Origin of the sequence: Isoptericola hypogeus (genome assembly GCF_039531145.1) — a bacterium.
Taxonomy (GTDB): Bacteria; Actinomycetota; Actinomycetes; order Actinomycetales; family Cellulomonadaceae; genus Isoptericola; species Isoptericola hypogeus.
On the sequence record NZ_BAAAPM010000009.1, the window covers coordinates 403,610 to 429,331 of the forward strand.

The window sequence follows — 25,722 nt, forward strand, 5'->3', positions numbered from 1 at the left end:
GAGGTGCGCGTACTCGTGCAAGAGGGAGAAGAGCCGTCCTCGCGGGCTATCCGCCCCGTTGACCACGATCACCGGGATCGAGTCGAAGTAGAGCGAGAAGGCGCGCATCTCATGGATGGGGACGCGCCCGCCAGAAGTTGCCATGACGAGGACGCCGGACGCTTCCAGGGCGGCAACCCACGTGTTGAGGTGATCGTATGGCTTGTCCCCGGTCACGGGGAGCGAGAGCGGACCGACGGCGAGGAGCCGATCCCGGCCCGCGCTCGCGATCGCGTCGTCTGCCTCCGGGATCGGGTTGATCCGCCAATCGGCTGCCGGCTCGACGTCGTCGATCTCGGCGAGCTCGAGGAGCGTCTCCCGCTGTTCGTGCGCGCGACGAAACTCGTCATGCAGGGCAGGGGACCACACGCCCTTGTCGGCTCCGTCGAGCCGCCGGAAGTCGCGGAGTGTGTCGAAGTCGGTCGGCGGCTCCGCGAGGAAGAACACGGCGAGCGGACGCTTGTACACCTCGGAGGCCTTGCGAAGCTGGACGATCGTCGGCGACTCGTCCCCCGACTCCCATGCGGCAAGACGCTCTTCGTCGACACCGATCTTCCGCGAGGCGGCGACCTCGGTCAGGTCGATGGTCCGCCGCGCCCACCGAAGCACACTCGGCTTCACACGCGCGGGGATGGATCGGGCCATGTGGCGATCCTCCCTCAACGAGCGGCACGCGGTGACCATGGCGCGCGAGGTACGCGGACGATCCGCCCTCTTTCTCCGGCTGCCGGGGCACTGACCGGCAAACTGGAACTCACGAGCCGACCGGACTCACCGACAGAGCCAACGGGCGATGAACGCGCAGGCCAACCTCCATTTCGTGCGCAATTCGTGCAGTTCCGAACAGTATCGCCGCAGGTCAGAGCGTTCCGGACGGCAAAGTGCCCGTTGCGCGGCGCCGAGACCGTCTTTGTGACTCACTTTGCGCACGAATTCGGTACGCTGAGGTCCGTCCAGCGACGGCTGGATCCGTGGCCCTCCGGGTATCCCCGCAGGTCACGGCCACCCAGGGCGGCGTCGACCAGGGCACCTGAACGTCACACGGAGAAGTACTTCGCCTCGGGGTGATGGAAGACGAAGGCGTCGGTGGACTGCTCGGGATGCAGCTGCAGCTCGTCGGACAGGGTGACACCCACGCGCTCGGGCCGCAGCAGCTCCACGACTTTGCGCCGGTCCTCCATGTCCGGGCACGCGGGGTAGCCGAGCGAGAACCGGGCGCCACGGTAGTCGAGCTTGAACAGTCCCTCGACCTCCGTGGGCTCCTCGCCGGCGAACCCGAGCTCGTCGCGCACGCGTGAGTGCCAGAACTCCGCCAGCGCCTCGGTGAGCTGCACGGAAAGGCCGTGCAGCTCCATGTACTCGCGGTACTTGTTCGCCTCGAACAGCTTCGCGGTGTGGCCGGACACGGAGTCCCCGACGGTGACGAGCTGCACGGGCAGCACGTCGAACCGGCCCGTCTCCTCGACGAACGAGCGCGGCCGCACGAAGTCGGCGAGGCACAGGTGCCGGTCGCGCCGCTGGCGCGGGAACCGGAACCGCAGCCGCTCGGAACCCGGCTCGCCGCCGGAACCGCCGTCGGGCGCTCCCGGGCCGGCGAGGCCCTGGCCGTGGTGCGCGACCACGACGTCGTCGCCCTCGGACCACACGGGGAAGTACCCGTAGACGACGGTGGGGTCCATGATCTGGTCGGTGCGGACGCGCTCCAGCCACTCCGCGAGGCGCGGGCGTCCCTCGGTCTCCACGAGCTCCTCGTAGGAGGCCCCGTCCTCCCCGCGCCCGGGCTTGAGTCCCCACTGGCCCATGAACGTCGCGCGCTCGTCGAGGAACGCCGCGTAGTCGGCGAGCTGGACGCCCTTGACGACGCGCGTGCCCCAGAACGGCGGGGCCGGCACGGGGTTGTCGGCGGCGACGTCGGAGCGGGCCGGCAGGTCCTCCGGCGCGGTCTCGGTCACGGTGACGACGCCGTGCCGGCGCTTGCGCAGCGCGGGCAGCCCGACCTCGTCGGGCGCGGCCCCGCGGGCGATCGCCACGAGCGGCTCCATGAGCCGCAGGCCCTCGAAGGCGTCCTTGGCGTAGCGGACGGTGCCACCGAAGGCGGAGGCCAGGTCGTCCTCGACGTAGGTGCGCGTGAGGGCCGCGCCGCCGAGCAGCACGGGCCAGCGCTGGTCGAGGCCCCGCGACGCCAGCTCGGCCAGGTTCTCCTTCATCACGACGGTGGACTTCACCAGCAGGCCGGACATGCCGATGACGTCGGCGTCGTTCTCCTCGGCGGCCTCGATCATCGCCGACACGGGCTGCTTGATGCCGATGTTCACGACCGTGTAGCCGTTGTTGGTGAGGATGATGTCCACGAGGTTCTTGCCGATGTCGTGCACGTCGCCGCGCACCGTGGCGAGCACGACGGTGCCCTTCGACCTGCCCTCGCCGCCCTCCACCTTCTCCATGTGCGGCTCGAGCAGCGCGACGGCCGACTTCATCACCTCGGCGGACTGCAGCACGAAGGGCAGCTGCATCTGGCCGGAGCCGAACAGCTCGCCCACCACCTTCATGCCGCCCAGCAGGTGGGTGTTGACGATGTCGAGGGCCTTGGTGCCGTTCGCCATCGCCTCATCGAGGTCCTCCTCGAGACCCTTCCGTGCGCCGTCGACGATGCGCCGTTCCAGCCGCTCGCCGACGGGCAGCGCGGCCAGCTCGGCGGCGCGCTGGTCGCGCATGGCGGCAGCGTCGACCCCGGAGAACAGCTCGAGCAGGTGCGACAGCGGGTCGTGCGTGAGGGTGCCCTCGTCGTCGTAGGTGCGCCGGTCCCACACGAGGTTCTCGGCGGCCTCCCACTGCTCGTCGGGGATCGCCGTGCGCGGCAGGATCTTGGCCGCGTGCACGATGGCGGAGTCCAGCCCCGCCTGCGTCGCCTCGTGCAGGAACACCGAGTTGAGCACCGCGCGGGCGGCGGGGTTGAGCCCGAACGACACGTTCGAGACGCCGAGCGTGGTGTGCACGCCGGGGTAGCGGCGGGTGATCTCCCGGATCGCCTCGATGGTCTCGATGGCGTCCCGGCGCGTCTCCTCCTGGCCCGTGGCGATGGGGAAGGTCAGGGCGTCGACGATGATGTCGTCGACGCGCATGCCCCAGTCGCGGGTGAGCTGGTCGATGAGCCGGGACGCGATCGCGACCTTGTGCTCCGCGGTGCGCGCCTGCCCCTCCTCGTCGATCGTCAGCGCGACGACGGCGGCGCCGTGCTCGCGCACGAGCGGCATGATCTTCGCGAACCGCGACGTGGGCCCGTCGCCGTCCTCGAAGTTCACCGAGTTCACCACGCCGCGCCCGCCGAGCAGCTCCAGGCCGGCCTGGATGACGGCCGGCTCGGTCGAGTCGATGACCAGCGGCAGGGTCGACGCGGACGCCAGGCGCGAGACGACCTCGCGCACGTCCGCCACGCCGTCGCGCCCCACGTAGTCGACGCAGACGTCGAGCAGGTGCGCGCCGTCGCGGGTCTGGGCGCGGGCGATGTCGACGACGTCGTCCCAGCGGCTCTCGAGCATCGCCTCGCGGAACGCCTTGGACCCGTTGGCGTTCGTGCGCTCGCCGATGGCCAGGTACGACGTGTCCTGGCGCAGGTCGGTGTGCGAGTAGAGCGACGCGACGCCGTTCTCCCGCACCGGGCGGCGCTCGGGCAGCGCGCGGCCGCGGACCGCGTCGACCACCTGGCGCAGGTGCTCCGGCGTCGTGCCGCAGCAGCCGCCCACGAGGCCGAGGCCGAACTCGGTGACGAACTGCGAGTGCGCCGCCGCAAGCTCGGCGGGGGACAGCGGGTAGACGGCGCCGTCGGGCCCGAGCTCGGGCAGGCCGGCGTTCGGCATGCAGGTCACCGGCACCTCGGCGTGCTGGGCCAGGTGCCGCAGGTGCTCGCTCATCTGCTCCGGACCGGTCGCGCAGTTCAGTCCGATCGCGTCGACGCCGACCGCCTGGAGCGTGGTGAGGGCCGCGCCGATCTCCGAGCCCATGAGCATGGTGCCCGTGGTCTCGACGGTCACCGACGCGATCACGGGCACCGTGCGCCCGAGCTCGGCCAGCGCGTCGTGGCAGCCGGTGACCGCGGCCTTGGTCTGCAGCAGGTCCTGGCTCGTCTCGACGAGCAGCGCGTCGGCGCCGCCCTCCAGCAGCCCGGCGGCCTGCTCGGCGAACGTCGTGCGCAGGTGCGCGTACGTGGTGTGGCCGAGGCTGGGCAGCTTGGTGCCCGGGCCCATCGACCCCAGCACCCAGCGGGGGTGGTCGGGCGTCGCGAACGCGTCGGCCCGGGCGCGCGCCAGTGCGGCGCCCGCGCGGGCGAGCTCGCGGATGCGGTCGTCGATGCCGTAGTCGGACAGGTTGGACCAGTTGGCGCCGAACGTGTTCGTCTCGATCGCGTCCACCCCGACCTCGAGGTACGCGTCGTGCACGGCCGAGATGATGTCGGGCCGGGAGACGTTGAGCACCTCGTTGCAGCCTTCGTGTCCCTCGTAGTCGGTGAGAGTGGGGTCGGCCGCCTGGATCATCGTCCCCATCGCGCCGTCGGCCACCACCACGCGGGTGCGCATGGCCTCCAGCAGGGCGGCGGCGCGGGCGTCGGCGGCGGCGTGGTCGAGCGTCGTGGTCACGCTCTGCAGCGTAGTCGCGACGGCGGAAATCAGGCTGCGGCGCACGAGCCGTGAGACCTACCGTGGGCGGGTGACCACCACCGACCCCGCTCCCGCCGCGTCCGGCGCGCCCGCTCCCGGCGTCCCGCTGGCACCCATCGCCGAGCGCGCCGACGCCCCGGCCGTGCTGCCCGCGCTCCCCGCGGGCCTGGCGTGGCGGGCCGCCACCCTCGACGACGCTCCCGTGCTCGTGGAGCTGCGCAACGCCATCGCGGAGGCCGACGGCGAGCCGTTCCGCGTGTCGTCCGGCGAGGTGGCCGACGAGCTCGCTCGCCCGTGGCGCGACCTCGGCGCCGACACGCTGGTCGGGCTCGACGACGACGGCACGCCGCGCGCCTGGGGCCTGGTCGAGTCGATGCCCGGCGACACGACGATCGTGCGGGCGTTCCTCTTCGGCGGCGTCCACCCCCGGCGCCGTGGGGAGGGCATCGGTCGCCGGCTCTTCGCGTGGCAGGTCGCGCGAGGGCGGCAGGTGCTGACGGCCAGCGGCAAGGAGGTCCCGGCCCGGATCGGCGTCTTCGTCGAGGACGACGCGCCTAGCGCGGCCGTGCGGCTCTACGAACGGGCGGGACTCACGCCACGGCGGTACTACGCCGAGCTGACGCGCGACCTGCGCGACCTCGAGGCGCACCCGCTGCCCGACGTCGCGCTCGACGGCGGCCTGCGGCTCGTCCCGATCGCCGACGAGCACGACGAGGCGACCCGGCTCGCGCACAACGACGCCTTCCGGGACCACTGGGGAAGCCAGCCCATGTCCCCCGAGCAGTGGCAGGCCGGCCGGTCGGAGTTCGCGCCCGAGTGGTCGTTCGTCGTCGTGGACCCGTCGCCCGACGTCGAGGCCCTGCTCGCCGACCCCGGCACGGACGCCGCGACCGCGGCGGCCCTCCGCGCGGGCGAGCCGCTCGTGGTCGGCTATCACATCGCCGCGCGGTACACCGAGGACTTCGCCGTCCGCGGGTACCCCTTCGGGTACACCGACATCCTCGGGGTGCGGCGCGCGTACCGGGGCCGCAAGGTCGCCGTCGCGCTGCTCGCCGCCGGCATGGGGGCGTTCGCCGCGGACGGCATGCAGTACGCGTCCCTGGACGTGGACACGGAGAACCCCAGCGGCGCGCACGGGCTGTACGCCAGCCTCGGCTACGTCAAGACCCACGGGTCGCACCTGCGCTCCATCGAGCTGTGACGCCGCCCGCACGGTGACCCCCGGGCCGGGTTCGGGGAGCCCGGCACCCGGGCACTAGGCTGCGCAGCGTGACCGACGCCGTTCATCCCGGATCGCGCGCCCCCGCCGCCGAGCTCGGCCGCGCGCGCGACGTTGAGCCGGCCCGGCTCCTGCCGACCCCGTCGGCCCGGGCCGCGGCCGTGTCGCTCGCGATGCTCGCCGTCCTCCATCTCGTGGCGCAGGTCGCCGAGGCCGACGACCTCGCGCGCGTCACCCAGTGGGCGCTCATGCCGCTGCTCGCGGCCGTGGCGTGGTGCGCGACGGCGGCGCCGCGCCCGAGGCTGGTACGCCTCGTCCTGGTGGCGCTGGGGTTCTCGTGGCTCGGCGACACGGTGCCGGCGCTCTTCTCGGGCGACACCGCGTTCCTCGTGATGGTGGCCGGCTTCCTCGTGGCTCAGGTGGTGTACGCCGCCGCGTTCTGGCCGTACCGCAGGGCGAGCCTCGCACGGCGGCCGTGGCTCCTGCTGCCGTACGTCGTGACGGCGGGCCTGCTGGTCGGCGCGTGCGCCCCGGGAGCCCCCGGCGGCATGCTCGCCGCCGTCGTCGTCTACGGGCTGTGCCTGGTGACGACGGCGGTCCTCGCCACCGGGGTGCACCCGCTCGCCGGGATCGGCGGAGCGGTGTTCCTCGTGTCGGACGCGATGATCGCGCTCGGCGCCTTCACCGACTGGTTCGCACCGCCGGCGGCGGGGTTCTGGGTCATGCTCACCTATGTCGCCGGACAGGCCTTGATCGTGGCCGGAGTGCTCGCTCGTGAGTGAGACGGCCGGCGGACCGGGGCCGCGCACCGACGATGTCGGGCCGCCGCGGGGCGCGGTCGACCGGTTCCGCTGGTGGCGCCGTGCCGTGCTGCCCACCGTCGGCGCAAGGGTCTCGGCGGCCCTCCTCGTCGTGGCGCTGGTGGTCAACCTGGGGGCCCGGGGGGTGCCGGGCCCCGTGGTGCTCGCGCCGGCTGGGAACGTCGTCGTCGTGGACACGTTCGTCGTCGTCCTGGTGACCCAGTGGTTCCTCATGCCGTTGCTCGCGCTCACCCTCCTGGCGGCGACGTCGTCGCCCAGGTCGCGGCTGGTGCGCCTCACGCTGCTCTCTGTCGTCCTGGCGGCGCTGGGGGACGTGCTGCCAGGACTGGTCGGCCCTCGATGGTCGTCCCTCGTCGTGGTGCTGGCCTCGGTCGGGGCGCAGGTGACGTACGTCGTCGCCTTCTGGCCGTATCGCAGGGCCGCCCTGACGGGGCGCAGGCGGGCGCTGCCGGTGGTCTACGGCGCCGTGTACGTAGCCGTGGTCGGGACGGTCACCGTCGTCGCGCTCGGCTCGGGCGTCCTGGTGGGAACGGGGTTCGTCGTGGCGGTGGCCGTGCACGGCGTGCTGCTGGTGACGACGGCGGTGCTGGCGGCGGGGGTGCATCGCGCGTGCGCCGTGGGTGCCGGGCTGGTCGTCGTCTCCGGCGGACTGCTCGCGCTGGGTGCCGCGGGGGTGCCGTGGGTGCTGGCTCTGCCCGTGGGCTGGCACGGCGTCCTGGTCGTCGCGGCGTCAGTGGTCGGCCAGGGGCTCATCGCGCTGGGGGTGCTCAGGCGGGACGGCTGACGCCGGCGGTCAGGGGGTCTTTCCCTCGGCGATCCGTCGCAGTGCCTCCAGATGCCGTTCGAGCGCGGCGCGGCCCTGGCGGGTGAGGCGTAGCCAGGTCCGTGGGCGCTTCCCGACGAATCCCTTGCGCACGGCGACGTATCCGGCGCCCTCAAGGGTGCTGACCTGCTTGGACAACGCCGAGTCGCTGATCTGCACGACGTCGCGCACGGCGGCGAACTCGGCTTCGTCGACGGTCGCCAGCGCCGCCGCGATGCTGAACCGCACCGGCGCGTGGATGACGCCGTCGAGCTGGTGGCGGGGGTGCTCGTTCATGGCATGGGTCGCGGCCGGCGGCCCGCCCGCCCTGGAAGCCAGGAGTCCCACCAGATGCGGTGTGCGGCGGCGGCGAGGGGCAGGAGGACGGCGAGCCCGAGGAGCAGCACGCCCGCTGCCGGCAGCGGCGCGTCGTCGGAGAGGGCGTCGAGGACGGTGCGGCCGACGACGAGCGCGCCGAAGGCGATCCATGAGCCGGCCCGCGCGGCGAGCGCCACGCCGCGCGGGGTCGTCCTGCTGCCGTGCTCGACGACCTTGCCGATCCAGAGGATCACCAGCACCGCACCGACCCACGTGCCCACCGTCCAGAGGATCGACCACGGGCCGCGGGTCAGGGCACTCGCGCAGGCCACGGCCGCCATCACGACACCGGCCGCGAGCAGCCCGAGAGCGTGGCGGCGTCGGTCACGCGCCGTGCCCGGGGCGACCGTCTCGGCGCGCGCGAGCTGGTCGCGAGCGTGCGTCGCGTCGAGGTCGGGGTACGGGTCCGGTCCGGAGGTCGTCGCCACGTCGCCACGATAGAAAGTACTTTCCGTCATGGCAAGTGACGCGGGACCGGTCGCCACTGCATCCATCGGTCGGGTTCGTCCACCAGCTCGAAGCCGAGGCGTGCGTAGACGCCCTTGCCCTCGTCCGAGGCCTTCAGGAGCAACCGCCTGAGTCCGAGCGGTTCGACGTCCGCGATCGCCCCGGTCACGACGGCGGTGCCGAGACCCCTCCCGCGGTGGGCCGGGTCGACGATCACGTCGGCGAGCCACGCGAAGGTCACCGTGTCGGTGACCAGCCGTGCATATGCGACCAGGTCGCCCGTGGCCCGCAGGTACACGCCGTAGCTCCGGGACCCGGCGAGGGCCCGGTCCTGGACCTCTCGGGTGCGCCCGGCCGCCCAGTAGGCGTGCTCGGCCAGGAGGGCGTGCACGCGGGCCGCGTCGAGGCGCGCGGGGTCGGCGGAGAACTCGTAGTCGGGGTGGAGCGTCGGGTCGGGCACGGTCACCCAGTCAAGCATCGGCCGTGTCGGTGGTCACACCTAGTCTCGGGCCATGGACATCATCCTGGTTCCCGGATTCTGGCTCGACGGCTCCGCGTGGGACGACGTGGTACCCGTGATCGAGGCCGCCGGCCACACGACGCATCCGCTGACGCTGCCCGGTCTGGAGTCGGTCGACTCCGACCGATCCGGCATCCACCTGCGCGACCACGTGGACGCGGTCGTCGCGGCCGTCGACGCCGTGCCCGACGACGCCCCCGTGGTGCTGGTCGGGCACTCGGCGTCCGGCGGCCTCGTCTACGCCGCGAGCGACGCCCGGCCCGAGCGGGTATCGCGCGTCGTCTACGTCGACTCCGGCCCGTTCGCCGACGGTCAGGCGCTCAACGCCGACCTGCCCGCCGACGTCGTCGACCACCGGCTCGACTGGGACGACTTCGAGGAGGACTCGCTGCGTGACATGACCCCCGAGATCCTCGCCGGGGTCCTGGCTCGGTCGGTTCCCCAGCCGGCGGGTACCGTCCGCGAGCCGCACCGGCTCTCCGACGACGCCCGGCGGCTCGAGGTGCCGTCCACGGTCATCGCCTCGGAGATGTCGGCCGACGTGCTCCGCAGTCTCATGGCGCAGGAGCACCCGTTCGTCACCGAGCTGGCGACGCTGCACGACTACGAGATCGTCGACCTGCCCACCGGGCACTGGCCGATGTTCACGCGGCCGGTTGACTTGGGCGCGCTGATCGTCGAGGCCGTCGCTCGCTGACCTGCCCGGGCGTCAGGCCGGCGAGAACGGGGCCTGTCGCAGCATCGAGCCCGATGCTGCGACAGGCCCCGTTCTGGAAGGGCGGGGGCGGGCGGTCAGCCGATCGCGGCGACCGGCGCGCCCAGCGGCTGCCCCGAGCCGTCGCGACGGTCGGTGCTCTCCGGCAGGTCGACGGGCTGGCCGCCGGAGCCGACGGCCCGCGCCGGGCCCTCGCCCACCCACGCGAGGACGAGGCCGTCCTCGCCCTTGAGGAAGCGGTGCGCCCGGACGCCGCCGGTGCCGCGCCCCTTGCCGGGGTAGAGCTCGTACGGCGTGACCTTGGCCGAGCCGCCGCCCGTGCCGGGCAGGGCGCCCGACGTGCCGGCGACGGTCACGACGGTGTGCAGGTCGCGCGTCGCGGCGCGCGCGACGCCGAAGTACACCACCTGCTGGCCGGCCGCGAGCCGGATCCCGGCCATGCCGGCGGCGGCGCGGCCCTGCGGGCGCACGGCGGCGGCGTCGAAGTGCAGCAGGCTCGCGTCGGAAGAGACGAAGACCAGCTCGTCCTGCTCGCCGACGGGGGCGGCCCCGACGACACGGTCGCCGTCCCGGAGGGCGATGACCTCCCACTCGTCGCCGTTCTTCGGCGCGTCACCCGGCGCCACCCGCTTGACCACGCCGCCGGCCGTGCCGAGCGCCACCGTCGGGGCGTCCTCGGCGAGGGACACCACCGCGAGGGCCTGCTCCTGCGGGGCCAGCGCGACGAGCTCGCTGATCGGGATACCGCCGGACAACGACGGCGACCCGTCGACCGGGGGCAGCGCGGGGAGGTCGAGGACCGAGACCCGGCGCAGGATCCCCGCCGACGTCACCACGCCGATCTGACCCCGCGTCGTGGCCGCGACGTCGCCGCGGACGGCGTCGTGGGCGTGCCGTCGCCCGGACCGCTCGAGCGGCACGTCTGCCGCCTCGCCGGACGTGCGCGCGAGCAGCCCCGTCGCGGACAGCAGAACCCGGGTGGGGGAGTCGGCGATCTCCAGGCTGATCGCGGGCGCCTTGCTGCGTCCGTTGGTCGCCGCGGGGGCGGTGGCGCCGCCGGCGGAGTCCAGCAGCACCGTGCGTCGCGGCGTGCCGTACGTGCGCGCGACCTCGGCCATCTCGGCGCTGACGACGCCGCGCAGGCGCGCGTCGTCCGCGAGGATCTCCTGCAGCTCGGCGATCTCGCGCTCCAGCTCCGACTGCTCCTTCTCCAGCTCGATGCGGGAGAACTTCGTCAGCCGGCGCAGCTGGAGGTCGAGGATGTACGTGGCCTGCGGCTCCGACAGGTCGAAGACGCTCATGAGGCGCTCGCGTGCCGCGCCGGCGTCGTCGGAGGTGCGGATGACCTGGATGACCTCGTCGATGTCGACGATGGCGAGCAGCAGGCCCTCGACCAGGTGCAGGCGCTCCTGCCGCTTGGCGAGCCGGAACGCGGACCGGCGACGCACGACGTCGATGCGGTGGTCGACCCACACCCGGAGCAGCTCGAGCAGGCCGAGCGTGCGCGGCTGCCCCTCGACCAGGGCCACGTTGTTGATGCCGAAGGAGTCCTCCAGCGGCGTGGCGCGGTAGAGCTGCTCGAGCACGGCGTCGGGGTCGAAGCCCGTCTTGACCTCGATCACGAGGCGCAGGCCGTGGGTGCGGTCGGTGAGGTCCTGGACGTTGGTGACGCCCTGGATCTTCTTGCTCTTGACGCCCTCGGCGATCTTCTCGATCACCTTCTCGGGGCCGACGCCGTACGGGAGCTCCGTGACGACGATCCCCTTGCGGCGCGCCGTGACGTTCTCGACCCGGGCCGTCGCGCGGGTGCGGAACGAGCCTCGGCCCGTGCGGTACGCGTCGCGGACGCCGTCGAGCCCGACGATCTTGCCGCCCGACGGCAGGTCGGGCCCGGGCACGAACCGCATGACGTCCTCGAGGGTGGCCTCGGGGTGCGCGACCAGGTGCTGGGCCGCGGCGACGACCTCGACGAGGTTGTGCGGCGCCATGTTGGTGGCCATGCCGACGGCGATGCCGGAGGAGCCGTTGACCAGGAGGTTCGGGACCGCGGACGGCAGCACCGACGGCTGGGTGAGCTTGTTGTCGTAGTTCGGGACGAAGTCGACGACGTCCTCGTCGAGCCCGGCCGTCATCGCCGTCGACGGGGGAGCGAGCCGGGCCTCCGTGTACCGGGGGGCGGCCGGGCCGTCGTCGAGCGAGCCGAAGTTGCCGTGCCCGTCGATCAGCGGCAGGCGCATCGAGAAGTCCTGGGCGAGGCGCACGAGCGCGTCGTAGATCGCCGTGTCGCCGTGCGGGTGCAGCTTGCCCATCACCTCGCCGACCACGCGGGAGGACTTGACGTGCGGCCGGTCGGGCCGCAGGCCCATGTCGGCCATCATGTACAGGATCCGGCGGTGCACGGGCTTGAGCCCGTCGCGCGCGTCCGGCAGGGCGCGGGAGTAGATGACGGAGTAGGCGTACTCCAGGAAGGACGCCTCCATCTCCGCCGCGACGTCGATGTCGACGATCTTCTCGTCGAACGGCTCGTCGGCGACGGGTGCGCTGGTCTTGCGCGCCATGCGGTGCGGCTCCCTGTCAGGCTGGTCGGGCGGGACGGGCTGGGGCGGGCGGTCAGTCGGCCGGAACGGCTCGGTCGGCGTCGTGCCGCCCGGACCGAGGATAGACGCCGGCGGGGACACGCCCCGGCAGGCGCGGCGCGCCGGTGCCAGGACGGTGCGGCTCCGGCGCGCTGTCGCAGGCCGCGGGTAGCCTGCCGGGGTGGACGAACCCACCGGCGGACCGCACGACGTCCCCGACGCCCGGGCGGCCTCCTCCTACCCGCTGACGTGGGAGGCGGACGTCGTGCTGCGCGACGGGACCACGACGCACGTGCGGCCGATCCGGCCGGAGGACGCCGACGCCGTCCAGCGCTTCCAGACCGGACAGTCCGAGCGCTCCGCGTACTTCCGGTTCTTCGCACCCGTGCGGCGGCTGACCGAGCGGGAGCTGGAGCGGCTGACGCACGTCGACCACCACGACCGCGTGGCCCTGGTGGCCGTGCGCCCCGGTACGCCCGGTGGGGGGCACGACGGCGCTGCGGGGGCCGGCGACGGCGGGGACGCTCCCGAGGACGTCATCGGCGTCGCGCGGTACGACAAGGTCACGCCGACGGAGGCGGAGGTCGCGTTCAACATCGCCGACGCGGTGCAGGGCAAAGGACTGGGCTCGGTCCTGCTGGAGCACGTCGCGGCCGCCGCGCGGGAGCGGGGCGTGCTGCGGTTCACCGCCGACGTGCTGCCGCAGAACTCGTCGATGCTCGCCGTCTTCCGCGACGCCGGGTACGCCGTGCGGCAGCAGCTCGACGACGGCGTGGTCACGGTGTCCTTCGACCTCGAGGCCACCGAGCGGTCGCGCGCGGTGATGGCCGACCGTGAGCACCGGGCCGAGGCGCGGTCCATGCAGGGGCTGCTGTCCGCGCGACGCGTGCTGCTCGTCGGCCCGGGGGAGCCGGCCGCCGGCTCGGCGCTCACCGGCGAGCACCACCTCGCCCAGCGGGTGCTCGACGCCGCCGCGGCCGACCCCGGCGACACCGAGATCCTCGTGCTCGGCGCCCCCGGTCCGGTGCCCGACGCGCCGGGCGTGCGGGCGGTCGCGTCGTGGGAGGCGCTGGACGAGCCGGCAGGGCCGGGTGGGCCGCCGCTGCCCGGCGCCCCGGACGGCGGGGCCCCAGGGATCGACCTGGCGCTGCTGGCCGTGCCTCCCGCCGACGCGGTGGCGGCCGTCCGCCGCCTCGCCGGCCGCGGCGTGCGCGGCGTCGTCGTGCTCGCCGCGGGGTACGCGGAGACGGGTCCCGACGGTCTCGCACGCCAGCGCGAGCTCGTCCGGGCCGCGCACGCGGGCGGGATGCGCGTCGTCGGGCCGGCGTCGTTCGGCCTGCTCACCACGACGCCGGGCGCGCGCCTGCACGCGAGCCTCGCCGTCCGACCGCCGCGCGCGGGGGCGGTCGGCCTGTTCTGCCAGTCCGCCCCCGCGGCGGTCACGCTCACCGCGACGCTCGAGCGGCGCGGCCTCGGCGTCTCGGCGCTGGTGTCCTCCGGGCACCGGGCCGACGTGTCCGGCAACGACCTCATGCAGTACTGGCAGGACGACCCGCGCACGTCCGTGGTGTGCCTCTACCTCGAGTCGATCGGCAACCCGCGCAAGTTCTCCCGGGTCGCGCGCCGGCTGGCAGCCGTGAAGCCGGTGGTCGCGGTGATCGCGGGCCGGTCGGGGCAGGTCGTGCCGCCGGGGCACGCGGTGCGCGCCACGCACGCGCCGCGGCGCCTGCTCGACGAGATGCTGCGGCAGTCCGGCGTCATCCGTGCCGAGAACACCCACCAGCTCATGGACGTGGCGCAGGTGCTGGCCCACCAGCCGCTGCCCGCCGGCCGCCGCGTCGGGATCCTCGCGTCCTCGGCGGCGCTCGCGGCGCTCGTCGCGGAGGCCGCGGCGGCGGCGGGCCTGGTCGTCGCGGCCTCGTCGGACTTCCTGCCGCCCGACACGCCGGACGACGAGATCGCGCCCGTCGTGGACGCGCTGTACGCCCCCGGCGCGTGCGACGTCGTCGTGGCGGTCGACGTGCCCGTGGTGGTGCCGCGGACCGGGGCCGTGGCCCGCGCTGTCGCCGAGGCGGCGGCCCGCACCGGGCGCACCACGGTCGCGTCCATGCTCGGCCTCAGCGGGCTGCCCGACGAGCTGGCCGCGACCGCGCCCGACGGGACCGGGGTGCGCATCCCCGCCTTCTCCACGCCCGAGGACGCGGTCGCCGCGCTCGCGAAGGTCGTGACGTACGCCCGCTGGCGCACCGAGGACCAGGGCGCGCACGTGCGGCCCGACGGCGTCGACTCGCGCGGCGCGCGGCGGCTCGTCGAGCGCTGGCTGGCGCCCGACCAGGCGCCCGACCAGGCGCCCGACGCCCGGCATGGCCGCGAGCTCGACCAGGACGAGGTCGCGGAGCTGCTGGCCTGCTACGGGCTCGAGCTGTGGCGCTCGCGGCGGGTGCGCACGGGGGACGAGGCCGTCGCCGCCGCGGACGAGCTCGGCTGGCCGGTGGCCCTGAAGACGGCGTCCGCGGCGCTGCGCCACCGCGCCGACCTGGGCGGCGTGCGCCTCGACATCGACGACCCCGACGAGCTGCGGGCCGACGTCGAGCGCATGAAGGCCATCGCCGCCGCGGCGCTCGGCGAGGAGCGCCCGATGGTGGAGGTGCAGCGCATGGCTCCCGTCGGGGTGGCGTGCGTCGTGCGCTCGGCCGAGGACCTCCTCTTCGGCCCGATGGTCTCGTTCGGGCTGGCCGGCGACGCCACGGACCTGCTCGACGACGTCGCGCACGGGGTGCCGCCCCTGACCGACGTCGACGTCGCGGGCATGGTGCGCACGGTGCGCGCCGCGCCGCGCCTGTTCGGGTACGGCGGCACCCCGCCCGCGGACACGGACGCGCTCGAGGACGTCCTGGCCCGCGTGTCCGTCATGGCCGACGACCTGCCCGAGCTGGCCGCTCTCGAGCTGTACCCCGTCGTGGTCGGGGCCGCAGGCGCGAGCGTGCTGCACGCGAGCGTGCGCCTGCGTCCCGCCGCGCAGCGGGCGGACGCCCTGCGCCGCGCGCTCCCCGGCTGAGACGGAGGTGCAGCGCAGGGTGGGGGCCGAGGGACGAGGCGCGCGCCCGTAGCGGAGCCGCAGGCTCGGCCGGCAGGCAACCCGGCTGAGACGGAGGTACAGCGCAGGGTGGCGGTCCGTGCCGATCCCGGCCGTACCCGTTTCACCACCACCGACGGAGGACCGTGCGACGCGGGTGGTGGTCATCCACCGCGGCCGGGTGGGACAATGCGCAGGTGCCGAACGTGACCACCGAGAACCTCCGCGACGACCTGTCCGCCCATGTGCGCCGGGCGGGGTACTACCCCGACCTCGTCGACGACGTCCTCGACGTCGCGCTGGCGGACGAGCCCGTCGTCGCGCACCTCGTGCAGGCGGAGACCACGTTCGACGACGCCGTGCGCCGCCACCTCACCGTCCTCGCGCTCACGCCGACCCGCTTCGTGGCCGCGCACGTCGACGACCACGAGGGCGACGCCGCGCACCCGTCGTCGGCCGCCGCGACCACCGAGGCGGTGCCGCTGACCGAGGTCCGGTCGGTCGCCCTGACGCACGTCGTCGACGAGCCGGCGCAGCACGGCCGCGGCGACAGTGCCTCCGAGCTGACCCTCGCGATCGGCTGGGGCGCCGTCTCCCGCATCGACCTCGAGCCCGCGCAGTGCCCCGACCCCCAGTGCGAGGCGGACCACGGGCTCACCGGTCAGCTCACGCCCGACGACGTCGTGGTGCGCGTCAGCGGGGCGGCGGAGGGCCGTGACGCGGTGCGCCGCGCGGTCGCGTTCGCCCGCGCCCTGTCGGCTGCGACCGCGCCGGGCAGCTCGTCCGGCAGCTCGTCCGGTTCGGCGGCGGGCGGGCGCACCGGCCGATGACCGCGGCCGTCGAGCTGCCGGGCGATCTCCTGGCCCCGTCGTACGGGACGGGGTCGCTTGCTGCCGTCCTGCCGGCCGTCGCCGGGTCGCTCGGCGTCGACCTGCGGACGTCCACGGGCCTCGTCTCGGGCGAGTGCGCGCCGGCGCTCGGGCTGCCGGTCGGGTGCGAGCGCGCCGTCGTGGTGCTGGTGGACGGGCTCGGCCTGCACAACCTCGCGGAGCGGGGCGGCCACGCGCCGTTCCTGCGCTCGCTGCTGGCCGACGGCCGTTCGCTCCTGTCGAGCTTCCCCTCGACGACCGCAGCCGCCCTCGCGACGCTCGGCACGGGGACGGCGCCCGGGCGCACCGGCCTGCTCGGGTACACGCAGCGCAACCCCGTCACGGGCGGCCTCGTGACGACCATCTCCTGGACGGAGCAGTCCGACCCGTACCGCCCGGGGACCAAGCTGTCGTCGCCCGTGCGCCAGGCGCCGCACGAGCTGCAGCGCGAGCCGACGGTGCTCGAGACGCTGGCCGCCGCCGGGGTGCGCGTGACCGCGCCCGGCCCGGCGAAGTTCGACGGTTCCGGGATGACCCGTGCGGCGCTGCGCGGCCCCCGCTACGTGGCCGCGGAGACCCTCTCGGCGCAGGTCGACGCGACGGTGCGCGCCCTGCGGGAGCCCGGACTGGTGTACCTGTACCACGGGGCGGTGGACAAGGTCGGGCATCGCGACGGGCCCGACTCGTGGCAGTGGGGCGACGCGCTCGAGGCCACGGACGCCGAGCTGCGCCGCCTGGTGCGGTCGGTCCCGCGCGGCACCCTCGTGCTCGTCACGGCCGACCACGGGCAGGTCGCGGCCGACCGGGCCCGCCAGCACGACGTCGCCGCCGACCCCGAGCTCGCGCACGACGTCGCCCTGCTGGGCGGCGAGCCGCGCGCCACGCACGTGTACGTGCGCCCGGGCGTCGACCCGGCCGGTGTCGCCGCACGCTGGGCCGGCGTGCTGGGCGACGACGCGCTCGTCGCGACGCGCGAGGAGGCCGTCGCGGCGGGCTGGCTCGGCCCGGTGGCCGAGCACGTGCTGCCCGTGATCGGCGACGTGATCGCCGCCGCGCGCGGCGGGGCGACCGTCGTGGACTCCCGCCTGCACCCGCCGGGCGCCCGGGGGATGCCGGGGGTGCACGGGTCGCTCACCCCGGCGGAGATGGTCGTGCCGCTGCTCGCCGTGCAGGCGTAGCGCCCGGGGCCGCGCCCCCGTGAACGACGGCCCGCCCCGCGAAATGGGTGGCGGTGCGCGCGGGCCGGTGCGACGCTGCCCCGATGGAACCCCAGGAGCAGGCCGCAGAGCCCGCGGCCGCCCGATGGACGAAGGCGACGGTCTACCCCGACATGTGGGTCGACCCGGACGACGATCCCCGCGAGTCGGGCTCTCCCCTCAGCTCCGAGCTCGACGACGAGCGCCGCATCCTGCTCGACTCCCTGCGCTCCTACCGGCTCACGGTCGAGATGAAGTGCGCCGACCTCGACGCCGAGCAGCTCGCCCGCCGGTCCGTCCCGCCGTCGACGATGTCCCTGCTGGGGCTGGTGCGGCACCTGACGGAGGACGAGCGGCACGTGCGCCGCATCATGACCGGCGAGGACGCTCCGTGGCTGTATCGCACGGGGGAGGACCGGGACGGCGACTGGAACGGCGCCGTCGCCGACCCTGCGGTGGTCGAGGACGCGTTTCGGCAGTGGCGCCTCGAGACGGCGGCCACCGATCGGATGGTGGCCGGTATCGACGACCTCGGCACCACGAACGCCGGCCTGGCGGACCTCGGCCCCGAGCCCGGCGGCGAGCTCCAGCTCCGCGAGCTGCTGATCAGCCACGTCGAGGAGTACGCGCGGCACTGCGGCCATGCCGACCTGCTGCGCGAGTGCGTTGACGGCCGCGTGGGCCAGTAGCGCCTCCGGCCTCGCGCGTCTGACAGGATCTGCCCATGGCCGAGCTCGTCTTCTTCTCCGGGACCATGGACAGCGGCAAGTCGACGCTGGCGCTGCAGACCGACCACAACCACGCGGCGCGCGGCCGCACCGGCCTGATCTTCACGCGCGAGGACCGGGCGGGGACGTCCCGCCTGTCGTCGCGGCTGGGGCTCGAGGTGGACGCGCGCGAGGTCACGGACACCACGGACTTCTGGGACGTCGTGGCCACCGAGCGGCTCACGGGCCGGCTCGTCGACTACCTCGTGTGCGACGAGGCGCAGTTCTACTCGCGCGACCAGGTGGAGCAGCTCGCGCGCCTCGTGGACGAGGTCGAGATCGACGTCTTCGCGTTCGGCATCACCACCGACTTCCGCACCCGGCTGTTCCCCGGCGCAGAGCGGCTCATCGAGCTGGCGGACCGCATCGAGGTGCTGCAGGTCCAGTCCCTGTGCTGGTGCGGCGCGCGCGCGACGCACAACGCGCGCACCGTCGACGGCCGCATGGTCGTCGAGGGGGACCAGGTGGTCGTCGGCGACGTGGCCGGCGCGCCCGACGGCGCCCGTGTCGCGTACGAGGTGCTGTGCCGCCGCCACCACATGCGGCGGATGACGGCCGACGTGGCGCGGTGGCGCTCGGCCGGGGACCCGGTGCTGGACCTGTGACCGGCCCCTCGGGGCACGTCCGCTGATCAGGACGAGGGGCGGCCGCCGCCGAACACGATCTCGTCCCAGCTCGGCACCTGCGGGCGGCCCTTGCGGCCGGGTCGCCGCGCGGCGGACTTGCCGGCTCGCGGCGCCGACGGCTGCGGCCCGGGCGTCGCTGCGGGCGGCACGCTGGGCGCCGGGACCTCGGGGTCGGCGACGTCGCCCGTGCGGGGCACGCCCGGCCGGGCGGCCCCCGACGGCTCGCCGTCCGGGTCCGTCGCCCGCCGACTGCCGGACGGGTGCGTGGAGCGCTCCTCGGGGCTGCGGACGCCCGCCCGCCGGGACCCGAGGTCGACGACGCTCGCCCCCGCCTCGGCGGCGGGCGCCTCGTGGCCGTCGCCCGTGGGCTCCGTGCCTGCGCCGTCGCCCGGCTCCGCGCCAGGCTCGCCTCGCGGGCCGGGGTCCCGGGCGGCGTCCGGGGACGGCCCGGCCGAGGACGCGGTGCCGGCCGGCGCCGGGACCAGGCCCAGATGCAGGGACTCGGCCTGCGGGCGCGCCCCCGCGGCCGGGCCCGGGGCCTGGGCGTCGTCGGGCCGGCGGGGGCGCGGGCTCGTGCGCTGGCCGCGCCGGCCGGCGAGGTCGTCGAGCAGCAGGGCGGTCGCGTCGTCGGCGAGGTCGGGGGAGCGGCGCGCGGGGCCGCCGCGGCCGAGCGCCGACGGGACACCGAGCACCTCCGGGGACACCGGGTCGTCCGGCTGGCCGAGCCAGCGCGCCTCGTCGTCCAGGGCGGTGACCACGCGGCCCTTGGGGTCGTACGTCCAGCGGGCGGAACGGTCCCGGTCGCCGGCGGAGAAGCGCACCTCGACCACCCACGGCGCGGTGCCGTCACGACGCGCGGACCAGTGCGCCTCGGCGGACGTCACGCCGCGCGCGGCGAGCCGGGTGTCGGCGACGTCGCCGAGCGTGACAGGCTCGCCGTCGCCCGTGAGCCGGTGCGCGCGCACCTGCCCGACGGCGTGGTCGCGCTCCGCCGCGACGGGCCACTCGTAGCGGCGCACGTGGTCCACGGGCAGCCCGGACTCGGCCGCGAGCTCCTCGACCGTCGCGCCGGCGCGCAGCCGTGCCTGCACGTCGCGCGGCCGCATGGTCGCGGTGGCCTGGGCCGCCAGGGCCTCGGCGCGGGGGCGGTCGCGGCGCACGGCGGCGCGCAGCGCCTCCGAGATCGCCAGCGAATGCTCCGCGCCGTCGGGGGCGCGCAGGACGAGGTGCTCACCGTCCTCGTGCAGCCTCGCGAGCTCGAGCTCGGCCATGCTTCCTCCCTCAGGGTCGCACCCGCGGGTCGTGCCCACCGGTCCCGCCGGTTCGAGGGTGCCACCCGCGCGCGGCCGCGCCACGCAGGCGCGTCGGTGTGCCGCCGATTGCCTGACCCCCTCCCGCCGAACACGGGGTTGGGATCGCTTTCGACGTTTATATCGATCCCAACCCCGTGTTCGGCGTCAGAGGTGGCGGGGCCCGGGCGGTGCCCGGGGCGCGGTGCGGAGGGCCGCGGGCGCCGATGCCTGCGAGGATGACGTCCCGTGGACGCGTTCGTCTTCGGGTCGGTGACCATGCTCGAGGTGCTCGCGGTGTTCGTCGCCGCGGTCTCCGGGGGCCTCGCCGCGGTGCGCAAGCGGTTCGACGCCTTCGGCGTGCTCGTCCTCGCCTGGACGACCGGCCTCGGCGGCGGCATCCTGCGCGACGTGCTGATCGGCGACACGCCACCCGTCGGCATCACGAGCTGGCGGCTCGTCGTCGCGGCCCTCGCGGCCGGCATGATCATCTTCTTCTTCCACCCCGGGCTCGAGCGGATGCGCCGCTCGATCCTCGTGCTCGACGCCGCGGCGCTGGCGATGTTCGTGCTGCAGGGCACGACGAAGGCCCTCGACCTCGGCACGGGCGCCCTGGCCGCGGTCGTCGTGGGCGTGCTCACGGCCGTGGGCGGCGGCATCCTGCGGGACGTCCTCGTGGGCGAGGTGCCCCTCGTCTTCGCCGACCGGCAGCTCTACGCCGTGCCCGCGCTCGTCGGTGCCGGGCTGACGGCGGCCCTGTGGCAGCTCGGGTGGCTCCAGCTGTGGACCGAGGTCATGGTCGTGGTGCTCGTGCTCGGCTTCCGGCTGGTCTCGCTGGCCCGCGGGTGGGCGGTCCCCCCGGCGGGGCCCGGCTGGACCGCTCGCTGGGGGCGCGGTTGAGGCAGGATGGTGCCGGTGAGCCAGCAGCCGTCCCTCCCTCTGCCCGGTAGCCCCGCCCACGGCCGTCGCGACCCGGCAGCCCCCCAGGGCGTCCCGGCCGGCGTGGACGTCGACGCCCTGCGAGACCTGGCGCGCCGGCTCGCCTGCGAGGCCGGCACGCTCGTGCGCGAGCATCGCCCGGAACGGGTCGTGGTGGCGGCGACCAAGTCGAGCGACGTCGACCCGGTGACGGCGATGGACCGCGCCTCGGAAGAGCTGCTGCGGGCGCGGATCGCTGCCGAGCGCCCGGACGACGCGATCCTGGGCGAGGAGGGCGACGACGTGCCCGGCACGTCCGGGCTGACCTGGGTGCTGGACCCGATCGACGGCACGGTGAACTACCTGTACGGCGTCGCGTCGTACGCCGTGTCGGTCGCCGTGGTCGTGGGTCCGCCCGACCCGGCGCGCTGGACCGCGCTGGCCGGCTGCGTGCACTCCGTCGTCGACGACCGGACCTGGACGGCGGCCCGCGGGCGGGGCGCCGAGCGCGACGGACGCGCGGTGCGCGTGGGCGCGCCGGCCGACCTCGCCACCTCGCTCGTCGGCACCGGGTTCGGGTACGCGCCCGAGCGCCGCGCCGCGCAGGCGCGGGTGCTCACGCGGGTGCTGCCGCGGGTGCGCGACATCCGCCGGCTCGGGGCGGCGGCCATCGACCTGTGCCTGGTGGCCGACGGCACCCTCGACCTCTACTACGAGCGCGGTCTCAACCCGTGGGACCTCGCGGCGGGCGGGCTCGTCGCGGCCGAGGCGGGGGCGTTCGTCGGCGGCCTGCGGGGGGCGCCGGCCGGGGCGGGGATGACGGTGGCGGGGGCGCGGCCGGTCGTGGACGACCTCGTGACGCTGCTCGAGGAGGCGGACGCCGACGCCGCGGAAGAAAGGTTCGCGCACTGACGTCGAGAGGGAGAGATCCGTCACGGCGGCAAGAACGTGATCGCCCTGGGTGAAATGGCGCCGAGGTGCCCTCGGGAAACAGTTCGTCGGGCCCGTATCGACAGGGTGTCCGTGCAGGTCAGGGCGGTGTGACGGGCGTGACAGCGTGCCATGTCGCGCCCCCGCCCGAAATGGTGCACAATCCGTGGGCCGACCGGGAACAAAACCGCGTCGTCGAGCATTAACAGCGCGTACCGAACAACGACACCACGGAGCGTGACCACACCGATGGCAACCGACTACGACGCCCCCCGCAAGACCGACGAGGACGTGGAGCAGGACTCGATCCAGGAGCTCCAGGCCCGCCGTTCCGACAAGTCGTCTGGCGTCGTCGACGAGGACGAGACCGAGGCCGCGGAAGGCTTCGAGCTCCCGGGTGCCGACCTGTCGGGCGAGGAGCTCGCGGTCCGCGTGCTGCCGCGGCAGGCCGACGAGTTCACCTGCACGAGCTGCTTCCTCGTCCACCACCGCAGCCAGCTGGCCTACGAGAAGAAGGGCCAGATGATCTGCACGGAGTGCGCCGCCTGAGCCACCCCGTCCACCTCCGCGGCGGCAGCCCCGTCCCGGCGTCCCCGGCCGTCACGTCCCCGACGTGACGGCCTTCGTCGTCCCGGGTCCCGTCAGGGGCGCAGCGCCGCCGCGAGCTCGGCGGGTCGCCGCGTCGAGAGCAGCCAGTACGGGGTCGGGTCGAGCGGGTCGTCGAGCTGCACCTGTACTCCCGTGCGCGCCCAGGCGCGCAGGCACACGTACGCGCGCGCGTCGAGCGCAGGGCCCAGGGCGGTGCGCATCTCGTCCGCGGTGGCCATCGGCGTGACCTCCCCGAGCAGCGCGAGCGACACGTGCGCCCGGCCGGCGCGCAGCTCGCCGCCCGCGACCTCGATCACGGGCGCCGTCGCGACGAGCGCCACGAGCGCACCGACCGCGACGACGGCACCCATCACGAACGACAGCTCGTGAGCGAGCGGCCAGAGCGCCACGGCCACGATCACGCCGAGGCCCGCCGCGCCGCACCAGGCCGCCGGGCCGGGCGACAGGCGCTCGCGGAACGCCGGCGCGGGGGAGTCGGCGGGGGACGGCTGGGCGGGTTCGGGCGCGCTCATGGGCCCATCATCCCAGCCCTGGGCGGGGCGCCGGTCCGTTACGCTGCCCGGGTGCCAGACACCACGAGCCAGCCCGACGGCAGCACGGTGGACGTGCTCGTCACCCTTCTCGACGACGGCGTCTCGCCGCCCGCGTACGCCCACCCGGGGGACGCCGGGGCCGACCTGGTGACCACCGTCGACGTCGAGATCCCGCCGCAGGGCCGGGTGACGGTGCCCACGGGTGTCGCGATCGCGCTGCCCGACGGGTTCGCCGCGTTCGTCCACCCGCGCTCCGGCCTCGCTGCCAAGCACGGCCTGACCGTCGTGAACGCCCCCGGCACGATCGACGCCGGGTACCGGGGCGAGATCAAGGTCGTCCTGCTCAACACGGACACGACGGAACCTGTCGCCCTCCGTCGCGGGGACCGGGTGGCGCAGCTGGTCGTGCAGCGCGTCGAGCGCGCCCGGTTCCTCGCCGCGACGACCCTCCCCGGGTCGCACCGCGGGGCCGGCGGCTTCGGGTCGAGCGGGGGCTGGGCGCGCGCCTGAGCCCTCCCGGGCGGCGTGCCGGGTTGTCGCCCCGGCGGTCTAGGGTGGGAGACGTGGCACAGCCGGGTCGCGGGACCTGACTGCCGCGCCTGACTGCCGGGCCCGGATCCCGGTGCATGACGCACCGGGCACGGCCACGAGTGCACGATCGAGACGAAGGAGATCCTCCGTGGGGCTGTTCCGGCGCAATGCGTCGAAGAAGGCGTCCGACGACGCCCCCGCCACCTCGGCCGTCGAGGAAGGGGCGAGCGGAGACGTCGCCGCCCGCGACGACCTCGCCGCGGGCGACCCGGCCGCTGAGCGCGACGCGGCCGAGCGCCCCGAGCGCGGGCCCTTCGACGCCTCGCAGGTGACCAGCATGGGCCCGCGCGTGGACCTGGGTGCCATCTGGCTGCCCGTCCTGCCGGGTCTAGAGCTGCGCATGGAGGTCGACAAGAAGACGCAGAAGGTCACCGGGGTCTCCGCGACCCTGGGCGGCTCCGGGCTGCAGGTGCAAGCGTTCGCCGCCCCCCGCACGGAGGGCATCTGGGACGAGGTGCGCGGCGAGATCGCCGGGTCGATCACCCGCCAGGGCGGCACCGTGGACGACGTGCCCGGCTCGTTCGGCCGCGAGCTCATCGCCCGGATCCCCGCGACCGGACCGGACGGCAAGCCCGCGGTCCGGCCCGCCCGCTTCGTCGGTGTCGACGGCCCGCGCTGGTTCCTGCGGGGCGTGCTCTCCGGCCGGGCGGCCGTCGACCCCGAGGCCGCCAAGGCGCTGGAGTCGGTCTTCGCCAACGTCGTCGTCGTGCGCGACGGCAACCCGCGCCCGCCCCGCGACCTCCTCACCCTGACGATGCCGGCCAAGTCTCGACCGACCGGCCGAGCCGCGGGCGACGCGGCCGAGGCCCGGGGTCCCGAGGGCGCGGCCCCGGCCACACCCTCCTTCGACCCGCTGGAGCGCGGGCCCGAGATCACCGAGATCCGCTGAGGACTGGAGCACCGATGTCCCTGCGCACCGCCGTCCGGCACGCGCTCGCCTCGGCCGACGAGGTCGCGGCCGACGAGGAGCGGCACGAGGCCGCGGGCCACCGCGGCTGCGTCCCCGTCTCCGAGCTCGGCGACCGCCGGCGCGCGAGCGCGGCCGGCGTCCTGCGGTCCGTCGTCCTGCGCCCCCGCGAGGGGGTGCCCACCGTCGAGGCGGAGCTGTACGACGGCTCCGGGTCGCTCGACCTCGTGTGGCTCGGGCGGCGCACCATCGCCGGCATCGAGCCCGGACGCCGCATCAAGGTCGAGGGCATGGTGTGCGACGTCGCCGGGCGCCGCACCGTGTTCAACCCCCGGTACGAGCTGCGCGCCCGGGCGGGCGAGTGACCGCCGGGCAGGACGGCGGCGCGGGCGCGAACCGCGGAGTGCGGGCCGTCACCGCCGAGTCGTTCTCCTTCTCGGGCGCCGTGGGCGGCGTCCGCGGTGTCGTGGAGGCCGTGGCGCCGGGCCTGCTGTTCGTCGTCGTCTTCGTGGTGAGCTCGAACCTCGGCTGGTCGCTGGTCGCGTCGGTCGGTGGTGCGCTGGTCGCGGTCGCGGCGAGGCTCGTGCAGCGCACGCCCGTCACCCAGGCCCTGGGCGGGCTGCTGGGCATCGGGGTGGGGGTCTTCTGGGCCTGGCGCTCGGGCGAGGCCCAGGACTTCTACGCCTGGGGGCTGTGGACCAACGCGATCTACCTCGTCGTGATCCTCGCGTCGATCGTCGTGCGCTGGCCGATGGTCGGTCTCGTCGTCGAGGCCCTGCGGACGGGGTTCGCGGAGCAGGCCCGACGCCCCGGGGCGGGCGACGAGGACGCGCCGAGCCCGTTCGCGGGCCTGGTCGCGTGGCGCCGTGACCCGGCGCTCGTGCGCCGGTACACCGTGGCGACGTGGTTCTGGGCCGGGCTGTTCGCCGTCCGGCTCCTGGTCAAGGTCCCGCTGTACTTCTCGGGCGACATCGGCTGGCTGGGCACCGCGCACCTCGTGCTCGGCGTGCCCTTGTGGGGTCTGGTGCTCTGGCTGACGTGGGCCGTCGTGCGCGGCGCGCACGACGGCGAGCGCAGCGAGGCGCCCACGACGACGCCCGGGTCGACCGCCTAGCGGTCCGGGCGCTCCTCCGCTGCTCGGTCGGCCGCCGCGCCCTCCGGTGCGACGACGGGCAGCTCCTCGGGCGCCGCGAGGTCGGGCGCGGCGAGGTCGTCGGCACCGACGTCGGCGCCGGCGGC

The 25,722-nt window shown here is 74.9% G+C and carries 24 protein-coding genes; 16 read left to right on the plus strand and 8 right to left on the minus strand.

Annotated elements, in window-relative coordinates:
* The coding region (locus ABD254_RS19865) for a helix-turn-helix domain-containing protein (protein ID WP_344250545.1) at positions 1-684 on the minus strand (684 nt) is incomplete at its 3' end.
* Between the two features lie 392 nt (positions 685-1,076).
* Positions 1,077-4,613 (minus strand): methionine synthase, encoded by a 3,537-nt coding sequence (gene metH, locus ABD254_RS19870; protein ID WP_344250633.1) that lies wholly within the window; start codon positions 4,611-4,613, stop codon positions 1,077-1,079.
* A 130-nt stretch (positions 4,614-4,743) separates the two neighbouring features.
* On the opposite strand from metH, the gene ABD254_RS19875 reads away from it, so the two are divergent.
* The 3 genes from ABD254_RS19875 to ABD254_RS19885 all read left to right on the plus strand — a co-directional run bounded on the left by ABD254_RS19875 (position 4,744) and on the right by ABD254_RS19885 (position 7,518).
* Complete coding sequence (locus tag ABD254_RS19875; RefSeq protein WP_344250546.1) at positions 4,744-5,895, plus strand: GNAT family N-acetyltransferase; 1,152 nt, start codon at positions 4,744-4,746, stop codon at positions 5,893-5,895.
* Positions 5,896-5,963: 68 nt separating this feature from the next.
* Positions 5,964-6,695, plus strand: a complete 732-nt coding sequence (locus tag ABD254_RS19880) for a lysoplasmalogenase (protein ID WP_344250547.1) — start codon at positions 5,964-5,966, stop codon at positions 6,693-6,695.
* Positions 6,688-7,518 carry a hypothetical protein gene (locus ABD254_RS19885; RefSeq protein WP_344250548.1) on the plus strand — a complete coding sequence of 277 codons (831 nt, stop codon included), beginning with the start codon at positions 6,688-6,690 and terminating at the stop codon, positions 7,516-7,518. Before ABD254_RS19880 ends, ABD254_RS19885 begins: the two co-directional genes overlap by 8 nt.
* Positions 7,519-7,527: 9 nt before the next feature.
* Here the strand turns inward: ABD254_RS19885 and ABD254_RS19890 are convergent, their stop codons facing one another.
* From ABD254_RS19890 to ABD254_RS19900, 3 genes are read right to left on the minus strand one after another with little or no spacing between them, the layout of a single operon-like run.
* Positions 7,528-7,833, minus strand: coding sequence for a winged helix-turn-helix domain-containing protein (locus ABD254_RS19890; RefSeq protein ID WP_344250549.1), 306 nt, complete (start codon positions 7,831-7,833; stop codon positions 7,528-7,530).
* Positions 7,830-8,342 carry a hypothetical protein gene (locus tag ABD254_RS19895; RefSeq protein ID WP_344250550.1) on the minus strand — a complete coding sequence of 171 codons (513 nt, stop codon included), beginning with the start codon at positions 8,340-8,342 and terminating at the stop codon, positions 7,830-7,832. Before ABD254_RS19895 ends, ABD254_RS19890 begins: the two co-directional genes overlap by 4 nt.
* Positions 8,343-8,368: 26 nt before the next feature.
* Positions 8,369-8,839 carry a GNAT family N-acetyltransferase gene (locus tag ABD254_RS19900; protein ID WP_344250551.1) on the minus strand — a complete coding sequence of 157 codons (471 nt, stop codon included), beginning with the start codon at positions 8,837-8,839 and terminating at the stop codon, positions 8,369-8,371.
* 34 nt (positions 8,840-8,873) lie between these two features.
* Between ABD254_RS19900 and ABD254_RS19905 the strand changes: the two genes are divergently transcribed.
* Positions 8,874-9,578 (plus strand): alpha/beta fold hydrolase, encoded by a 705-nt coding sequence (locus ABD254_RS19905; RefSeq protein ID WP_344250552.1) that lies wholly within the window; start codon positions 8,874-8,876, stop codon positions 9,576-9,578.
* Positions 9,579-9,673: 95 nt separating this feature from the next.
* On the opposite strand, the gene ABD254_RS19910 is transcribed toward ABD254_RS19905, so the two are convergent.
* On the minus strand, positions 9,674-12,154 hold the full coding sequence (locus ABD254_RS19910; protein ID WP_344250554.1) for a DNA gyrase/topoisomerase IV subunit A: 2,481 nt from the start codon (positions 12,152-12,154) through the stop codon (positions 9,674-9,676).
* 199 nt (positions 12,155-12,353) lie between these two features.
* On the opposite strand from ABD254_RS19910, the gene ABD254_RS19915 reads away from it, so the two are divergent.
* The 5 genes from ABD254_RS19915 (at position 12,354) to ABD254_RS19935 (ending at position 18,685) form a co-directional block, all read left to right on the plus strand.
* Complete coding sequence (locus ABD254_RS19915; protein ID WP_344250555.1) at positions 12,354-15,230, plus strand: GNAT family N-acetyltransferase; 2,877 nt, start codon at positions 12,354-12,356, stop codon at positions 15,228-15,230.
* A 215-nt stretch (positions 15,231-15,445) separates the two neighbouring features.
* Complete coding sequence (locus ABD254_RS19920; protein WP_344250556.1) at positions 15,446-16,078, plus strand: DUF5998 family protein; 633 nt, start codon at positions 15,446-15,448, stop codon at positions 16,076-16,078.
* Positions 16,075-17,295 carry an alkaline phosphatase family protein gene (locus tag ABD254_RS19925; RefSeq protein ID WP_344250557.1) on the plus strand — a complete coding sequence of 407 codons (1,221 nt, stop codon included), beginning with the start codon at positions 16,075-16,077 and terminating at the stop codon, positions 17,293-17,295. The genes ABD254_RS19920 and ABD254_RS19925 overlap by 4 nt, the downstream gene beginning before the upstream one ends.
* A gap of 83 nt (positions 17,296-17,378) precedes the next feature.
* Positions 17,379-18,002, plus strand: coding sequence for a DinB family protein (locus ABD254_RS19930; protein WP_344250558.1), 624 nt, complete (start codon positions 17,379-17,381; stop codon positions 18,000-18,002).
* A 35-nt stretch (positions 18,003-18,037) separates the two neighbouring features.
* Positions 18,038-18,685: a thymidine kinase gene (locus ABD254_RS19935; protein ID WP_344250560.1), complete on the plus strand. Its 648-nt coding sequence runs from the start codon at positions 18,038-18,040 to the stop codon at positions 18,683-18,685.
* A 26-nt stretch (positions 18,686-18,711) separates the two neighbouring features.
* Here the strand turns inward: ABD254_RS19935 and sepH are convergent, their stop codons facing one another.
* The gene (sepH, locus tag ABD254_RS19940; protein WP_344250562.1) at positions 18,712-19,977 is read right to left on the minus strand and encodes a septation protein SepH; all 1,266 of its coding nucleotides are present in this window, start codon (positions 19,975-19,977) and stop codon (positions 18,712-18,714) included.
* 267 nt (positions 19,978-20,244) lie between these two features.
* Between sepH and ABD254_RS19945 the strand changes: the two genes are divergently transcribed.
* The 3 genes from ABD254_RS19945 (at position 20,245) to ABD254_RS19955 (ending at position 22,392) form a co-directional block, all read left to right on the plus strand.
* Positions 20,245-20,895 (plus strand): trimeric intracellular cation channel family protein, encoded by a 651-nt coding sequence (locus ABD254_RS19945; protein ID WP_344250564.1) that lies wholly within the window; start codon positions 20,245-20,247, stop codon positions 20,893-20,895.
* Positions 20,896-20,997: 102 nt separating this feature from the next.
* Positions 20,998-21,825, plus strand: coding sequence for an inositol monophosphatase family protein (locus ABD254_RS19950; protein ID WP_344250635.1), 828 nt, complete (start codon positions 20,998-21,000; stop codon positions 21,823-21,825).
* A gap of 267 nt (positions 21,826-22,092) precedes the next feature.
* Positions 22,093-22,392, plus strand: a complete 300-nt coding sequence (locus ABD254_RS19955; protein WP_344250565.1) for a DUF4193 domain-containing protein — start codon at positions 22,093-22,095, stop codon at positions 22,390-22,392.
* A gap of 92 nt (positions 22,393-22,484) precedes the next feature.
* Here ABD254_RS19955 and ABD254_RS19960 read toward each other — a convergent pair whose 3' ends face one another.
* Positions 22,485-22,964 carry a DUF3093 domain-containing protein gene (locus tag ABD254_RS19960; protein ID WP_344250566.1) on the minus strand — a complete coding sequence of 160 codons (480 nt, stop codon included), beginning with the start codon at positions 22,962-22,964 and terminating at the stop codon, positions 22,485-22,487.
* Positions 22,965-23,015: 51 nt separating this feature from the next.
* On the opposite strand from ABD254_RS19960, the gene dut reads away from it, so the two are divergent.
* From dut to ABD254_RS19980, 4 genes are all read left to right on the plus strand, one after another.
* Complete coding sequence (dut, locus tag ABD254_RS19965; protein ID WP_344250567.1) at positions 23,016-23,495, plus strand: dUTP diphosphatase; 480 nt, start codon at positions 23,016-23,018, stop codon at positions 23,493-23,495.
* Positions 23,496-23,664: 169 nt separating this feature from the next.
* Positions 23,665-24,465, plus strand: coding sequence for a DUF3710 domain-containing protein (locus ABD254_RS19970; RefSeq protein ID WP_344250568.1), 801 nt, complete (start codon positions 23,665-23,667; stop codon positions 24,463-24,465).
* A gap of 14 nt (positions 24,466-24,479) precedes the next feature.
* The gene (locus tag ABD254_RS19975) at positions 24,480-24,848 is read left to right on the plus strand and encodes an OB-fold nucleic acid binding domain-containing protein (RefSeq protein WP_344250569.1); all 369 of its coding nucleotides are present in this window, start codon (positions 24,480-24,482) and stop codon (positions 24,846-24,848) included.
* Positions 24,845-25,597 (plus strand): DUF3159 domain-containing protein, encoded by a 753-nt coding sequence (locus ABD254_RS19980; RefSeq protein WP_344250570.1) that lies wholly within the window; start codon positions 24,845-24,847, stop codon positions 25,595-25,597. Before ABD254_RS19975 ends, ABD254_RS19980 begins: the two co-directional genes overlap by 4 nt.
* Positions 25,598-25,722: the final 125 nt, after the last annotated feature.

Bases quoted from the DNA above. Each gene is read 5' to 3' on its own strand.
- ABD254_RS19930 (WP_344250558.1), top strand. From the start codon at position 17,379: ATGGAACCCCAGGAGCAGGCCGCAGAGCCCGCGGCCGCCCGATGGACG.
- ABD254_RS19900 (WP_344250551.1), bottom strand. From the start codon at position 8,839: ATGCTTGACTGGGTGACCGTGCCCGACCCGACGCTCCACCCCGACTAC.
- ABD254_RS19910 (WP_344250554.1), bottom strand. From the start codon at position 12,154: ATGGCGCGCAAGACCAGCGCACCCGTCGCCGACGAGCCGTTCGACGAG.
- metH (WP_344250633.1), bottom strand. From the start codon at position 4,613: ATGCGCACCCGCGTGGTGGTGGCCGACGGCGCGATGGGGACGATGATC.
- ABD254_RS19960 (WP_344250566.1), bottom strand. From the start codon at position 22,964: ATGAGCGCGCCCGAACCCGCCCAGCCGTCCCCCGCCGACTCCCCCGCG.
- ABD254_RS19935 (WP_344250560.1), top strand. From the start codon at position 18,038: ATGGCCGAGCTCGTCTTCTTCTCCGGGACCATGGACAGCGGCAAGTCG.
- ABD254_RS19975 (WP_344250569.1), top strand. From the start codon at position 24,480: ATGTCCCTGCGCACCGCCGTCCGGCACGCGCTCGCCTCGGCCGACGAG.
- ABD254_RS19925 (WP_344250557.1), top strand. From the start codon at position 16,075: ATGACCGCGGCCGTCGAGCTGCCGGGCGATCTCCTGGCCCCGTCGTAC.
- ABD254_RS19955 (WP_344250565.1), top strand. From the start codon at position 22,093: ATGGCAACCGACTACGACGCCCCCCGCAAGACCGACGAGGACGTGGAG.
- sepH (WP_344250562.1), bottom strand. From the start codon at position 19,977: ATGGCCGAGCTCGAGCTCGCGAGGCTGCACGAGGACGGTGAGCACCTC.
- ABD254_RS19890 (WP_344250549.1), bottom strand. From the start codon at position 7,833: ATGAACGAGCACCCCCGCCACCAGCTCGACGGCGTCATCCACGCGCCG.
- ABD254_RS19905 (WP_344250552.1), top strand. From the start codon at position 8,874: ATGGACATCATCCTGGTTCCCGGATTCTGGCTCGACGGCTCCGCGTGG.